Origin of the sequence: Buttiauxella cochleicola (genome assembly GCF_021282435.1) — a bacterium.
In the GTDB taxonomy this organism is placed as follows: domain Bacteria; phylum Pseudomonadota; class Gammaproteobacteria; order Enterobacterales; family Enterobacteriaceae; genus Buttiauxella; species Buttiauxella massiliensis.
In genome coordinates this window covers 1-13,516 of record NZ_JAJSOT010000008.1, presented here as the reverse complement: position 1 = coordinate 13,516, position 13,516 = coordinate 1, and the positions used below count along the sequence as shown (strand labels likewise).

At 49.0% G+C, this 13,516-nt stretch carries 16 protein-coding genes; 8 read left to right on the top strand and 8 right to left on the bottom strand.

The window, feature by feature from the left end; all coding sequences use genetic code 11:
* Positions 1-160: 160 nt before the first annotated feature.
* From LVQ77_RS17380 to LVQ77_RS17365, 4 genes are all read left to right on the top strand, one after another.
* Positions 161-2,302, top strand: a complete 2,142-nt coding sequence (locus tag LVQ77_RS17380) for a lysine decarboxylase LdcC (RefSeq protein ID WP_232905107.1) — start codon at positions 161-163, stop codon at positions 2,300-2,302.
* 56 nt (positions 2,303-2,358) lie between these two features.
* Positions 2,359-2,748, top strand: a complete 390-nt coding sequence (locus LVQ77_RS17375; RefSeq protein WP_232905106.1) for a VOC family protein — start codon at positions 2,359-2,361, stop codon at positions 2,746-2,748.
* Between the two features lie 63 nt (positions 2,749-2,811).
* Positions 2,812-4,122, top strand: coding sequence for a tRNA lysidine(34) synthetase TilS (tilS, locus tag LVQ77_RS17370; protein WP_232905105.1), 1,311 nt, complete (start codon positions 2,812-2,814; stop codon positions 4,120-4,122).
* Positions 4,119-4,430 carry a c-type cytochrome gene (locus LVQ77_RS17365; protein ID WP_233338217.1) on the top strand — a complete coding sequence of 104 codons (312 nt, stop codon included), beginning with the start codon at positions 4,119-4,121 and terminating at the stop codon, positions 4,428-4,430. The genes tilS and LVQ77_RS17365 overlap by 4 nt, the downstream gene beginning before the upstream one ends.
* A gap of 46 nt (positions 4,431-4,476) precedes the next feature.
* Here LVQ77_RS17365 and rof read toward each other — a convergent pair whose 3' ends face one another.
* Both rof and LVQ77_RS17355 read right to left on the bottom strand, forming a co-directional pair.
* Positions 4,477-4,737, bottom strand: coding sequence for a Rho-binding antiterminator (gene rof, locus LVQ77_RS17360; protein ID WP_151995012.1), 261 nt, complete (start codon positions 4,735-4,737; stop codon positions 4,477-4,479).
* Positions 4,724-4,924: a YaeP family protein gene (locus LVQ77_RS17355; protein ID WP_064540227.1), complete on the bottom strand. Its 201-nt coding sequence runs from the start codon at positions 4,922-4,924 to the stop codon at positions 4,724-4,726. The genes rof and LVQ77_RS17355 overlap by 14 nt, the downstream gene beginning before the upstream one ends.
* A 205-nt stretch (positions 4,925-5,129) precedes the next feature.
* Here LVQ77_RS17355 and LVQ77_RS17350 point away from each other — a divergent pair, with 205 nt between their 5' ends.
* The 3 genes from LVQ77_RS17350 to nlpE are packed head-to-tail and all read left to right on the top strand — an operon-like array spanning position 5,130 to position 6,825.
* Positions 5,130-5,672 (top strand): YaeQ family protein, encoded by a 543-nt coding sequence (locus LVQ77_RS17350; protein WP_151995013.1) that lies wholly within the window; start codon positions 5,130-5,132, stop codon positions 5,670-5,672.
* Complete coding sequence (gene arfB, locus LVQ77_RS17345; protein WP_151995014.1) at positions 5,672-6,091, top strand: alternative ribosome rescue aminoacyl-tRNA hydrolase ArfB; 420 nt, start codon at positions 5,672-5,674, stop codon at positions 6,089-6,091. Before LVQ77_RS17350 ends, arfB begins: the two co-directional genes overlap by 1 nt.
* 38 nt (positions 6,092-6,129) lie before the next feature.
* Positions 6,130-6,825, top strand: a complete 696-nt coding sequence (gene nlpE / locus LVQ77_RS17340; protein WP_232866205.1) for an envelope stress response activation lipoprotein NlpE — start codon at positions 6,130-6,132, stop codon at positions 6,823-6,825.
* 66 nt (positions 6,826-6,891) lie between these two features.
* Here the strand turns inward: nlpE and proS are convergent, their stop codons facing one another.
* The 6 genes from proS to metN all read right to left on the bottom strand — a co-directional run bounded on the left by proS (position 6,892) and on the right by metN (position 12,484).
* Complete coding sequence (proS, locus tag LVQ77_RS17335) at positions 6,892-8,610, bottom strand: proline--tRNA ligase (protein WP_232866198.1); 1,719 nt, start codon at positions 8,608-8,610, stop codon at positions 6,892-6,894.
* A gap of 113 nt (positions 8,611-8,723) precedes the next feature.
* On the bottom strand, positions 8,724-9,431 hold the full coding sequence (gene tsaA, locus LVQ77_RS17330; protein WP_232905104.1) for a tRNA (N6-threonylcarbamoyladenosine(37)-N6)-methyltransferase TrmO: 708 nt from the start codon (positions 9,429-9,431) through the stop codon (positions 8,724-8,726).
* Positions 9,428-9,832 (bottom strand): envelope stress sensor lipoprotein RcsF, encoded by a 405-nt coding sequence (gene rcsF / locus LVQ77_RS17325; protein WP_232866201.1) that lies wholly within the window; start codon positions 9,830-9,832, stop codon positions 9,428-9,430. Before rcsF ends, tsaA begins: the two co-directional genes overlap by 4 nt.
* Before the next feature lie 114 nt (positions 9,833-9,946).
* Positions 9,947-10,762: a methionine ABC transporter substrate-binding lipoprotein MetQ gene (metQ, locus tag LVQ77_RS17320; RefSeq protein ID WP_154151392.1), complete on the bottom strand. Its 816-nt coding sequence runs from the start codon at positions 10,760-10,762 to the stop codon at positions 9,947-9,949.
* A gap of 44 nt (positions 10,763-10,806) precedes the next feature.
* Positions 10,807-11,460 carry a methionine ABC transporter permease MetI gene (locus LVQ77_RS17315; RefSeq protein ID WP_034493533.1) on the bottom strand — a complete coding sequence of 218 codons (654 nt, stop codon included), beginning with the start codon at positions 11,458-11,460 and terminating at the stop codon, positions 10,807-10,809.
* Positions 11,453-12,484 (bottom strand): methionine ABC transporter ATP-binding protein MetN, encoded by a 1,032-nt coding sequence (gene metN / locus LVQ77_RS17310; protein ID WP_232905103.1) that lies wholly within the window; start codon positions 12,482-12,484, stop codon positions 11,453-11,455. Before metN ends, LVQ77_RS17315 begins: the two co-directional genes overlap by 8 nt.
* Before the next feature lie 190 nt (positions 12,485-12,674).
* Between metN and gmhB the strand changes: the two genes are divergently transcribed.
* Complete coding sequence (gene gmhB / locus LVQ77_RS17305) at positions 12,675-13,235, top strand: D-glycero-beta-D-manno-heptose 1,7-bisphosphate 7-phosphatase (RefSeq protein WP_151995019.1); 561 nt, start codon at positions 12,675-12,677, stop codon at positions 13,233-13,235.
* The last annotated feature ends 281 nt before the right edge of the window (positions 13,236-13,516 follow it).

The following is a 13,516-nucleotide window of genomic DNA, read 5'->3' as shown; positions in this document are numbered from 1 at the left end:
GAATGCTAACGGGTATATTGAAGAAGAAGGTCAGAAGAAATTCTGGCCTTTTTTATTATCTGAAATCCACACTTTAAGAAGCTTTACACCTCTGCACTTGTCCTCAGCCACTTTTCAATAAACTATGATTACCTGAAGGTTTTTTGCCAGGAGGTGAGCGTTGAACATTATTGCAATCATGGGGCCGCACGGCGTTTTCTATAAAGACGAGCCAATTAAAGAACTGCATCAGGCTCTGGAAGCACAAGGTTTTCGCCTGATTTACCCAACCAACAGCACCGACCTGCTCAAACTCATCGAACATAATCCGCGTATTTGTGGCGTCATTTTTGACTGGGACGAGTACAGCCTGGATTTATGCAGCGAAATAAATGAGCTGAATGAGTATCTGCCGCTATATGCGTTTATCAATACGCACTCTTCGCTGGATGTCAGCGTCAACGAAATGCGCATGGCGCTGTGGTTCTTTGAATACGCACTCAGTGCCGCCGACGATATCGCCCTGCGCATCCGTCAGTACACCAATGAATATCTGGATAACATCACGCCGCCGCTGACTAAGGCGCTGTTCAATTATGTCAACGAAGGGAAATATACCTTTTGCACGCCGGGCCATATGGCGGGAACGGCGTACCAGAAAAGCCCGGTCGGCTGCCTGTTCTACGATTTCTTTGGCGCAAACACGCTTAAGGCTGATGTCTCTATTTCGGTGACGGAGTTGGGGTCGTTGCTTGACCACACCGGCCCGCATCTGGAAGCCGAGGAATATATTGCCCGCACTTTCGGTGCCGAACAGAGTTATATGGTGACCAACGGCACATCAACGTCGAACAAAATCGTCGGCATGTATGCCGCACCTTCCGGCAGCACGGTGCTTATCGACCGCAACTGCCACAAATCGTTGACTCATTTGCTGATGATGACGGATTTGGTTCCTCTCTGGCTTAAGCCGACACGCAACGCATTAGGGATCTTGGGTGGCATTCCTAAACGTGAATTTATGCGTGAAAGCATCGAGGCAAAAGTTGCCGCGACAAAAGATGCGCAATGGCCGGTGCATGCGGTGATCACCAATTCGACCTACGACGGTTTGCTCTACAACACCGAATTTATTAAGCAAACGCTGGACGTGCCTTCGATTCATTTTGATTCAGCCTGGGTGCCGTACACCAACTTCCACCCGATTTATCAGGGGAAGAGCGGCATGAGCGGCGACCGTGTGCCGGGAAAAATCATCTACGAAACCCAGTCCACGCACAAACTTCTGGCGGCGCTGTCGCAGGCTTCGCTAATCCATATCAAAGGGGATTACGACGAGGAAACGTTTAACGAAGCCTACATGATGCACACCACCACGTCGCCAAGCTATCCAATAGTCGCGTCGATTGAAACAGCGGCGGCCATGCTGCGTGGTAATCCCGGTAAGCGTTTGATTAACCGTTCCGTTGAGCGTGCGCTACATTTTCGCCGGGAAGTTCAGCGTCTGCGCGAAGAATCGGAGGATTGGTTCTTTGATATCTGGCAGCCTGAATTTATCGACGAAGCCGCCTGCTGGCCGATTTCGCCTGGCGAAGAAGACTGGCACGGTTTCAAAGATGCTGATGCCGACCATATGTATCTTGACCCGATTAAAGTCACGATTCTGACACCGGGAATGGATGAATTAGGAACGATGGCGGAAGAGGGAATTCCGGCGGCGCTGGTGGCGAAATTCCTCGATGAACGTGGCGTGGTCGTCGAAAAGACAGGACCATATAACCTGTTGTTCTTGTTCAGTATTGGGATAGATAAAACCAAAGCATTGAGTTTGCTGCGTGGTTTGACGGAGTTTAAACGCTCGTACGACCTCAATTTGCGGGTGAAAAACATGCTGCCAGATTTGTATGCCGAAGACCCTGATTTTTACCGCAATATGCGCATTCAGGATTTGGCGCAGGGCATTCACAAACTGATTAAGCAGCACAATCTTTCTGACCTGATGCTGCGTGCTTTTGATGTGCTGCCAGAAATGAAAATGACGCCGCATCAGGCTTATCAGCAGCAGGTGAAAGGCAACGTTGAAACGGTCGAAATAGAACAACTGCTAAACCGTGTTTCAGCAAACATGATCCTGCCGTATCCGCCAGGTGTGCCGGTTGTGATGCCGGGTGAGATGATTACCAACGAGAGCCGTGCGGTGCTCGATTTCCTGCTGATGCTGTGTTCAGTTGGAGAGCACTATCCTGGGTTTGAAACCGACATTCACGGAGCCAAACTGGGTGAGGATGGCATTTACCGTGTACGAGTCTTAAAAAGGGTTTGACGCCTTGATTTAACGGATCCCGATCGTTACCGTGCAGAAAAAACAAAGGAGCATTTATGCTGGGTTTAAAGCAGGTTCACCACATCGCTATCATCGCGTCGAATTATCAGGTCAGTAAACATTTTTACTGCGACATTCTCGGTTTCACGCTACAGGCTGAGGCGTACCGGGAGAAACGGGATTCATGGAAAGGAGATTTGGCGTTGAACGGGCAATATGTCATTGAGCTGTTCTCGTTTCCTTCCCCCCCCGCCAGACCAAGCCGACCGGAAGCCTGCGGGCTGCGCCATCTGGCATTCAGCGTTGACGATATCGACAGCGCGATCGTTCATCTTGAGGCGCATGGCGTGAAGTGTGAGCCGGTTCGTATCGATCCTTTCACCGATAAGCGTTTTACTTTCTTTAACGACCCCGACGGCTTGCCTCTTGAGCTATACCAGCAGTAACGCTTGCCTCTCTTCTCGTAGCCCGGTAACGTGCCGGGCAAAACCTTATTCAAGTTACTGACTATGCCACTTCGTCCTCTCATCAAATTATTGCAGCCGCACCCGAATTTGCTGGTGGCGTTTAGTGGTGGGCTGGATTCCACGGTTTTACTCCACCAGTTGGTTACGCTTCGCGATACGCAGGTCGCTAATTTCCAGATTCGCGCCATGCATATTCATCACGGTTTAAGCCCCTATGCCGATAATTGGGCCGAACATTGCCAGCAAGTTTGCGAACAATGGAACGTACCGTTTGAAGTAAAACGAGTGCAGTTGGCAGACGATGGATTAGGGATTGAAGCCCATGCGCGAGCAGCACGTTATCAGGCGCTGGCTGAAACAATACGACCAGACGAAGTTTTGCTGACGGCGCAGCACCTTGATGACCAGTGTGAAACATTTCTACTTGCCCTGAAGCGGGGAAGTGGCCCTGCGGGGCTGGCCGCAATGCCTGAACGTTTGCCGTTTGGTGAGACAGAATTAATCCGGCCATTGCTGGGGCAGACGCGCAAAGTTCTGGAAGCGTGGGCTAATGAACATCAATTAACGTGGATAGAAGACGAAAGTAACCAGGATGATAGCTACGATCGGAATTTCTTAAGGTTGCGGGTCATTCCTGAAATCCAACAGCGTTGGCCCCATTTCCCACAAAGCGTTGCCCGCAGCGCTGAGTTATGTGGAGAGCAAGAACAATTACTTGATGAGTTGCTTGCCGAACAACTTGAGGCGCTGATTCAGGACGATGGCTCATTACTCATTGAGCCTCTAAAGCCGCTCAGTGATATCCGGCGTTCGGCGTTGCTACGCCGCTGGTTTGGCCGTCAGAAAGCAGCTATGCCTTCGCGAGCAGCGCTGGCACGCCTGTGGAATGAAGTTGCAACAAGTCGTGAAGATGCCAACCCCCGTTTGAAATTTGGCAGCTTTGAAGTTCGCCGATATCAGGGGGCATTGTACTGGTTGCCGTTGATGAACGGATTGGGTGATGAGATCGTTTCCTGGTCTGCACCTTTTGCGCCATTAACATTGCCCGGTGGCTTAGGCACTCTTCAATTGGCATCTATTGGGCAGGAGGTTCGCATACCTGGTGTTGACGAGCCCGTTACCGTACGTTTTAAGGCTTCCGGACAGTTCCATATCGTTGGGCGCGAACGTGGCCGTAGTTTGAAAAAGATCTGGCAAGAGTCAGGTATTGCGCCATGGCAGCGCGAAAGAACGCCGCTGTTATATTACGGCGAAAAATTGATTGCCGCTCTTGGGGTTTTTGTTACCCAGGATGGAAAGGCGACGGAAGAATCATGCTGGCATGTCGACTGGCAAAAGGAGAATAAATCATGAAGAGAATCATTGTTTTAGCGGGCATATTATTTTGTGCTCAACCGGTACTGGCAAAAGGTGATGCCGCTGCAGGTGAGCAAAAAGCCATGATGTGCGTGGCGTGCCACGGGGCTACGGGGAAAGTTTCCGTGCCGATGTACCCGAATCTTGCCGGGCAAAACGAGGCGTATCTTGAACACTCGTTGAAGGCATATAAAAAGGGCGAGCGTAGTGGTGGGCAAGCTGAAGTGATGAAGGCTTATGTAAGTGGCCTTTCCGACGAGGACATCAGCAATCTGGCTGCTTATTACGCTTCAATGAAGCCATAAAAAAGGGCAGCCCCAAGGCTGCCCACGCATGCGGATACTTTGCGTATCAGGATTCGCTAACTACGACAGTACCAATTTCAGGATGGCTGAAGCTGGCAATTTTATCGAGACGAACTTCGCGAGTGGTACCGGCATCATCGAGAATCAAGTATTCGATGTTTTTACGAGACACCAGATCACTGGCTTTCGCCTTGAAAACTTCTCCGCTCTTCAACTCCAGCGTCAGTATTAAGTTCTGCTGGCAGGCGAGCTCGAGATTGTCATAATCATCACAATTGATGGGTTGATAGGCATCATTCATTGACATAGTCGCTCACCAGTAAGTTCGCGGCCGCATACGCCGCCTGTTCCCTAATAGATTCTGGTTGTGCTTCGTTGGAAGCCACTTCGTTCAGCACCTTCAAGACGCAGCCCAGTGCATCGGGAATGTAACCCAAATCTCCGCTGGCTATTTCCGCATAGCGCTTTCGTACTAATTCACAATACTTTTCCACACGCCCTCCTTTCAGAGTCCCGACCTCAGACTTAATCGTGTGATGCCAGTTAAGCCTACGAAGATAAACTCTGTTTAGCAAGGTGACTATACCACAGGCATGAAACCGATATCAGCAGCGCACCCCTCTACTTGAGTGAATACATAACAGCGTTTTAGCGAGGTTTTGGTTACAATGAGCGCCTAATTGAGTTCGGAGAAGTGTGATGGCGTTAAAAGCAACAATCTATAAAGCGATGGTGAATGTTGCCGATCTCGATCGCAATCAGTTCCTGGATAGCAATCTGACGCTTGCGCGCCATCCTTCGGAAACGCAAGAACGTATGATGCTGCGTCTGCTGGCGTGGATTAAATACGCTAACGAGCGTCTGCAATTCAGCCGGGGTTTAAGCGCAGAAGAAGAACCGGAAATCTGGCAGCGTAACGACCATATGGGTATCGACCTATGGATTGAACTAGGTCTGCCAGATGAAAAACGCCTGAAAAAAGCCTGTAGCCAGTCTGGTGAAGTGGCGCTGTTTACTTATAACAGTCGTGCCGCTGAAGTCTGGTGGCAGCAGCATCAGAACAAACTCAAGCAATACCAAAACTTGTCTATCTGGTATCTGGATGATGAGCAACTGGCGAAGCTGTGCGAATTTGGTACACGTTCGATGAACTTACAGGCCACCATTCAGGACGGTGCAATCTGGTTATCTGATGCTGAGAATAATCTCGAAATTCACTTTACGGCCTGGCAGCATCATTAATGATCGAAGTGTCACGAACGATTGCAATACCGGACAGTGAGGTCACTATTACGGCTATCCGCGCGCAGGGAGCGGGCGGCCAGCATGTGAATAAAACCTCAACGGCAATTCATTTGCGTTTTGACATCCGGGCCTCCAGCCTGCCAGAGTATTATAAAGAACGTTTGCTGGCGGCCAGCCACCATCTTATTACGCCCGATGGCGTGGTGGTGATAAAGGCGCAGGAGTACCGTAGTCAGGAAATGAATCGTGAAGCTGCAGTAGCAAGGCTGATTTCATTGATTCAAGAGTTAACTGTTGAGCAAAAAAACCGACGAGCCACACGACCTACGCGTGCATCGAAAGAGCGCCGTCTCGCATCGAAATCACAGAAATCAACGACGAAATCATTACGCGGGAAAGTCCGTCGCCCTGAATGACGAACGGCAAAGATATTGACCAGAAGAAGGAAGAGATGGTGAAAAAGATTCTATTGTCAGCTATCGCTGTGTGTAGCTTGTTTGCACTTTTTGGCTGTAATAACCGGGCTGAAGTTCAAACGTTACAGCCTGCTCAAGCCGCAGAGCTACAGCCAATGCAGCAAAGTTACAAAGGGGTTTTACCTTGCGCGGATTGTTCAGGGATTGAAACGTCGCTGTTTTTGGAAAAAGACGGTACCTGGGTGATGAATCAACGTTATCAGGGCGTGAAAGAACCTTCAGTCTTTGCCTCTTACGGAAGTTGGGCACGTACCGCGGATAAATTGGTTCTCACTGAACGCGACGGCGAAAAACTCTATTTCCGCCCGAAAGGCGATAACCTGGAGATGTTGGATAGGGCAGGTAACTTGATTGAGTCTCAGCTCACTTACACTCTGACGCCAAGTAAAGAAGCGTTACCTGCAACGCCAATGACCATGAAAGGCATGTATAAGTACATGGCTGATGCGGCGATTTTCCAGGATTGCTCTACAGGGAAAACATTCGCTGTGGCCAGTAACGCAGAACTGGAACGTGGATATGCGGCAGCGCGGGGTGAGGATTATCAGCCGGTATTGCTGGTGGTTGATGCTCACTTTACATTGCAGGCATCACCAGATAGCGGCGAGTTGAAGAAAACAGTCGTTGCAGACCGAGCAGCCAAATTTGAGCCTAAGAAAAGCTGCCACGATTGATAAACAAGTGGATATAAAAAAGCCCCGCTAATCACTTAGCGGGGCTTTTTACTTTATACGCCAGTCTTAGCGTTGAATCTGTGCCAGCAAGAAATCAATGATTTCGCCGGTTTTGATCATCTGCTTCTCACCTTCACGGCGGTTTTTGTATTCAACTTCTTCGCTATCAAGGTTGCGATCGCCGATAACGACAGTATGAGGAATACCAATCAGTTCCATATCGGCAAACATCACGCCTGGACGCTCTTTACGGTCATCCATTAATACGTCGATGCCTTTGGCACGCAGAGTTGAGTACAGCTCTTCAGCCAGTTCTTTCACGCGGAAAGATTTGTGCATGTTCATTGGCAGAATCGCAACCTGGAATGGTGCGATTGCATCTGGCCACACAATGCCACGCTCGTCATTGTTCTGTTCGATTGCAGCAGCAACTACGCGAGTCACACCGATACCGTAGCAACCCATGGTTAGCGTCTGGTTACGGCCATCTTCACCCTGAACAGAAGCTTTCATCGCTTCTGAATACTTAGTGCCAAGCTGGAAGATATGGCCCACTTCGATACCGCGCTTAATCAGCAGGGTACCTTTACCGTCCGGGCTTGGATCACCTTCAACAACGTTACGGATATCAGCAACTTCTGGCAGCGCAACATCACGTTCCCAGTTAATACCAACGAAGTGTTTACCGTCGATGTTTGCGCCTGCCGCGAAATCGCTCATTACAGCAACGGTACGGTCAATCACAACAGGGATTGGCAGATTGATTGGGCCAAGTGAGCCAGGACCTGCTTTAGCGACGGCACGAATTTCTTCTTCGGTCGCGAAAGTCAGCGGGCTAGCAACTTGTGGCAGTTTTTCTGCTTTAACTTCATTTAGTTCATGATCGCCACGAACCAGCAGAGCAACCAGCGGGTAAGCGCTGCCTTCGGTAGCTTTAACCATCAAAGTCTTAACGGTTTTTTCTACCGGCAGGTTGAACTGTTCAACCAACTCAGCGATGGTTTTCGCATTCGGAGTGTCGATCTGCGTCATTTCAACGGTTGGTGCCGCACGACCGCCAGCCGGAGCGACTGCTTCAGCAAATTCGATGTTCGCTGCAAAATCAGATTCGGTTGAGAAGATAACATCATCTTCACCACACTGAGCCAGCACCTGGAATTCGTGAGATGCGCTGCCACCGATTGAACCGGTATCCGCTTCTACCGCGCGGAAATCCAGACCCATTCGGGTGAAGATTTTGCTGTAGGCTTGATACATTGCATCATAAGTTTCCTGCAGGGATTCCTGAGAGGTATGGAAAGAGTAAGCATCTTTCATCAGGAATTCACGGGAACGCATGACGCCGAAACGTGGGCGGACTTCGTCACGGAACTTCGTCTGGATCTGGAAGAAGTTCAGTGGCAGTTGTTTGTAAGAACTCAGTTCGTTACGAATCAGGTCAGTGATGACTTCTTCGTGTGTTGGGCCGAGAACAAATGGGCGATCGCCGCGATCAACAAAACGCAGCAACTCTGGGCCATACTGTTCCCAACGACCGCTCTCCTGCCACAAATCTGCGGGCTGAACCACGGGCATGCACATCTCGATGGCACCGGCGTTGTTCATCTCTTCACGCACGATGTTTTCGACTTTTTTCAGGACGCGCAGACCGGTCGGCAACCAGGTATACAAACCAGAAGCGAGTTTGCGGATCATCCCGGCACGCAGCATCAGTTGGTGGCTGATGACCTCAGCGTCGGCTGGTGTCTCCTTCAGTGTGGAGAGCAGATATTGGCTAGTACGCATGTTGTTACGGTTCCATTTGAACGGCAGATAACTGGCTACCTGAGTAGCCTGATGCAAAATAAGTGTTTTAGTTTACCAGTGTGGCCGGAATGTCAAAAGAGAAGGGCGATAAATTAACGGGTCTCAATTGCAAACACTTCTGAACCTTCGTCTGTCACACGCCAGCGAACATTGAAATCCAGCAATAAAACGGCGTAGGTTTTACCCGCATCTTCCGTTTTACGATAGGCCGGACGAGGGTCTTGTGCGAGCACCTGGCGGATGAAACGCTCAATATAAAGATAACGTTTATCCAGCACCGGTAATTGCTGCTGCACATCAGCTGTAAAATATACCGGCATATCGGCTGCGGGGGCGTTTTGCGCATAACCCGCTATGGCTTCTGGCACGGCTTCCGCAAACGGCAGGTAAGGTTTGATATCAACGATGGGGGTGCCATCGACTAAATCCAGACTGCCTAGCTGCAAAATAACCTGATCTTTCTGGCAACGAATACCTTTCAGTTCAACCAGCGACATGCCGATAGGGTTTGGCCGGAAGGTTGAACGCGTGGCAAAAACCCCCATACGCGCATTCCCGCCCAGGCGCGGTGGACGAACTGTAGGCCGCCAGCCACCTTCCATCGTTTGGTGAAAGACAAATAGCAGCCATAGATGACTAAAACCTTCGAGGCCACGAACGGCATCCGCCACATTGTAGGGAGGTTGTAAATGCAATTCGCCCCCGCCATCAGTGACTAAACCTGGTTGGCGGGGGACGGCAAACTTCTCTTTATAAGGAGAGCGGATAACGCCAATTTGCTCGAAACTAAATGCAGTCATTTTGCAGAAACGTTTAACGCCGAACCAACGCAAACAGCCTGACGGTAACACCCTGGCGTACCGCTGGTGACATCACAGCTATGTAGTAAGACCGCATTTGCTTTCATTTTTGAGGCGTTTACTTGTAAGCGTTTGCGAGCTGTTGGGATATTCGGTGGCGAATCCTGATTGCTAACCTGGCATGAATCACCGCTGACTTCACCGAGGTCGCGGAAAGGTTTACCGACTAACTCTTCAGCATTGGTATAGATTCTTACTGGTGCTGGACGTGGAGCTTTAGGCTTAGCAGGTTCTGGCGTCGGCGCCGTTGCAGTGCTTTTAACAGGTTCAACAGGGGATCTGCTTAGCATCGTACAGCCGCTCAGCATGACTGCTAATAAACAGATCGGTAAAGCACGCATAATTTTTCCTCAATGAATGATAAAACGCGATTATTGAACCAAGCTCTCGTACAAATAACAAGACGGGCATAAGCCCGTCTTAGATTATTTACGCAAAAATAGAAGAATGGAAATTTACCAGCCTTTTACTGCGCCGCCGTTGAAGACTTTGTTTGCTGCTTCGTAAACTTCGTCAGACTGGTAAGCCTGAACAAATTTCTTCACGTTTTCAGCATCTTTGTTGTCTTCACGGGAAACGATCATGTTCACATATGGAGAGTCTTTATCTTCAACGAAGATACCGTCTTTCGCTGGAGTCAGGCCAATCTGGCTTGCGTAAGTGGTATTGATGATAGCCAGAGCAATCTGAGCATCATCCAAAGAACGTGGCAGTTGTGGTGCTTCCAGTTCAACCAGCTTCAGGTTTTTAGGATTCTCAGTCACATCCAGAACTGTTGGCAGCAGGCCAACACCATCTTTCAGTTTGATCAGACCTTGTTTCTGCAGCAGCAACAGGGAACGGCCAAGGTTAGTTGGGTCGTTTGGCAGAGCAATCTGTGCGCCAGTTTGCAGTTCATCCAATGATTTGATTTTTTTGGAGTAGCCTGCAATTGGGTAGACGAATGTGTTACCAACAGAAACCAGTTTGTAGCCACGGTCTTTAATCTGCTGATCCAGGTATGGTTTGTGCTGGAAGGCGTTAGCATCAATATCGCCTTTGCTCAGAGCTTCGTTTGGCAGAACGTAATCGTTAAAGGTAACCAGCTCAACATCCAGGCCGTATTTCTCTTTTGCGACTTTCTGCGCAACTTCAGCAACCTGCTGTTCAGCACCAACGATGACGCCAACTTTAATATGGTTTGGATCTTTCTCGTCCTGACCGCAACCCACAAGTGCCAGAGAACCAATCAGAGCACCAACTGCCGCAAAGGTTTTAAATTTAAAAGACATATCCCTTCCTTACTATGTGTAAAAACGATGTTGTGTTGAACGTATTATTTGTGAGTCACTGCCCGGACGATACGATCGCCTGAGAATTGAATTAAATACACTAATACCACCAATAACACTAATACCGTATTCATCACGGTAGCGTTATAACCGATATAACCGTACTGATAACCAATCTGACCTAAGCCTCCGGCACCAACAGCACCACCCATAGCAGAATAGCCAACCAGTGTAATCAGCGTGATGGTTGCAGCATTCACCAGACCCGGTAGTGCTTCTGGTAGCAGAACTTTGCGAATAATCTGCATTGGTGTTGCGCCCATTGCACGCGAAGCTTCAATCAGGCCCGAAGGGATTTCCAATAGGGCGTTTTCTACCATACGAGCGATAAACGGTGCTGCGCCTACGGTTAACGGCACAATAGCCGCTTGCAGGCCAATCGACGTTCCTACAATCATTCGGGTAAATGGAATCATCCATACCAGCAATATAATGAACGGGATAGAACGGAAGATATTCACTAACGCCGAAAGGCTGTTATAAAGCTTAGCGTTCGCGCTGATTTGCCCCGGACGTGTAATATAAAGAAGCACACCGACAGGCAAACCAAGAACGAAGCCAAAGAAGCCAGACACAAAAGTCATCGCCAGCGTTTCATACACGCCTTTTAACAGTAACCACATCATTGGCTCAGACATAACCCAGCACCTCTACTTTTACATGTTGCTGCTGCAGGTATGTGATAGCAGCGTCCATATCCTGATGTTCACCATGCAATTCACACAGCATAATGCCGAACTTCACGCCGCCGGCGTAATCCATCTGCGCGCTGATAATATTGCTGTTCACATTAAAGCGGCGGGCGGTTTCGGAAAGTAGCGGAGCATCAACAGACTGGCCGGTAAATTCCAGGCGCAGTAAAGGAACTGTTGTTTTGCTTTTATCGGCGCTCAAACGCTGTGCGTAATCTTCCGGAATATCCAGATGCAAAGTGGATTGAATAAACTGTTGTGCCAGCGGTGTCTTTGGATGAGAGAACACTTCGCTTACGGTATCTTGTTCTATTAACTCACCGTCGCTAATGACCGCAACGCAGTCACAGATGCGTTTAACAACATCCATTTCATGGGTAATTAATAGAATAGTCAGACCAAGGCGGCGATTAATATCTTTCAGTAGTTCGAGAATCGAACGCGTTGTTGCTGGGTCGAGTGCGCTGGTGGCCTCATCACACAACAACACTTTAGGATTGCTGGCCAGTGCACGAGCAATAGCGACACGCTGTTTTTGCCCGCCAGAAAGATTGGCAGGGTATGCATCATGTTTTTCACTCAGGCCGACCAAATCAAGTAATTCAGATACGCGACGTTTGATTTCTTCGCGCGGCGTATTGTCCAACTCTAATGGCAATGCAATGTTGCCATAGACGGTACGGGAAGAGAGTAAATTAAAGTGCTGGAAAATCATGCCAATCTGACGGCGCGCTTTGGTGAGCTGCCCTTCAGAAAGTGTTGTCAGCTCCTGACCATCGACCAGTACTGAACCCTCTGTTGGGCGCTCAAGCAGATTTACACAGCGGATAAGAGTGCTCTTCCCAGCTCCGGATGCGCCGATCACGCCATAAATTTGCCCAGCAGGAACATGCAGGCTGACGTTATTCAACGCCTGTATGCTGCGATTCCCTTGTTGGAACACTTTGGTGATATTCGAAAGTTTAATCATTAGGTTATTTATTATCGTATGAGTGTAAGCCGTGGCATTTTCTGCTGCCGATAACGGGCGATGACCGCTATCGATATGGATGTTAAGGCATCCAGACGTCTAAATCAATCCGCGAATGATTGTCTGTTCTCGCCCGGATAAGAAATCATGCGATACTACGGCTAATAATCCCAGTTTCAGGAGTTTCCAAGTGGCACAGTCTGTTCCCGCTATTTTTCTCGATCGTGATGGCACCATTAATGTTGATCATGGCTATGTCCATGAAGTTGATCAGTTCGAGTTCATTGATGGTGTGATTGACGCAATGCGTGAGTTAAAAGCAATGGGCTATGCATTGGTTCTTGTCACCAACCAATCAGGTATCGCCCGTGGCATGTTTACGGAAGATGATTTTGAAAATCTGACAGAGTGGATGGACTGGTCTTTAGCAGACCGCGGTGTTGACCTGGATGGTATCTATTATTGCCCGCATCACCCAGATGCAATAATAGAAGAGTTTCGCCAAACCTGTGATTGCCGTAAACCGCAACCGGGCATGTTGCTCTCTGCTCAAGAGTTCCTTCATATAGATATGGCTTCTTCATATATGGTTGGCGACAAATTGGAAGACATGCAGGCAGCGTCAGCTGCACAAGTAGGGACAAAAGTACTGGTTCGTACTGGTAAGCCAGTCACTGAGCAAAGCGAAGCTGCAGCTGATTTTGTCATTAATAGCCTCGCAGACCTGCCAAAAGCGATAAAAGCGCGCTAAAAATAAGCTTAACGCCTAAAAAATGTGCGGTCGGTAATTATTTTGAAAATAGGGGTTGTCAGCTTCCAGAAAATCCCTATACTGCGCCTCCACTGACACGGCACAACGGCTTACAAACCGGCTTGTCAGCCAGATGAAAAGCGAAAATAAACGCTTGACTCTGAAAGAGGAAAGCGTAATATACGCCACCTCGAGTTAGCAAGCGAAAGCGCGCAACTCACTGCTCTTTAACAATTTATCAGACAATCTGTGTGGGCACTCGCAGGATTGATATCTCAGAT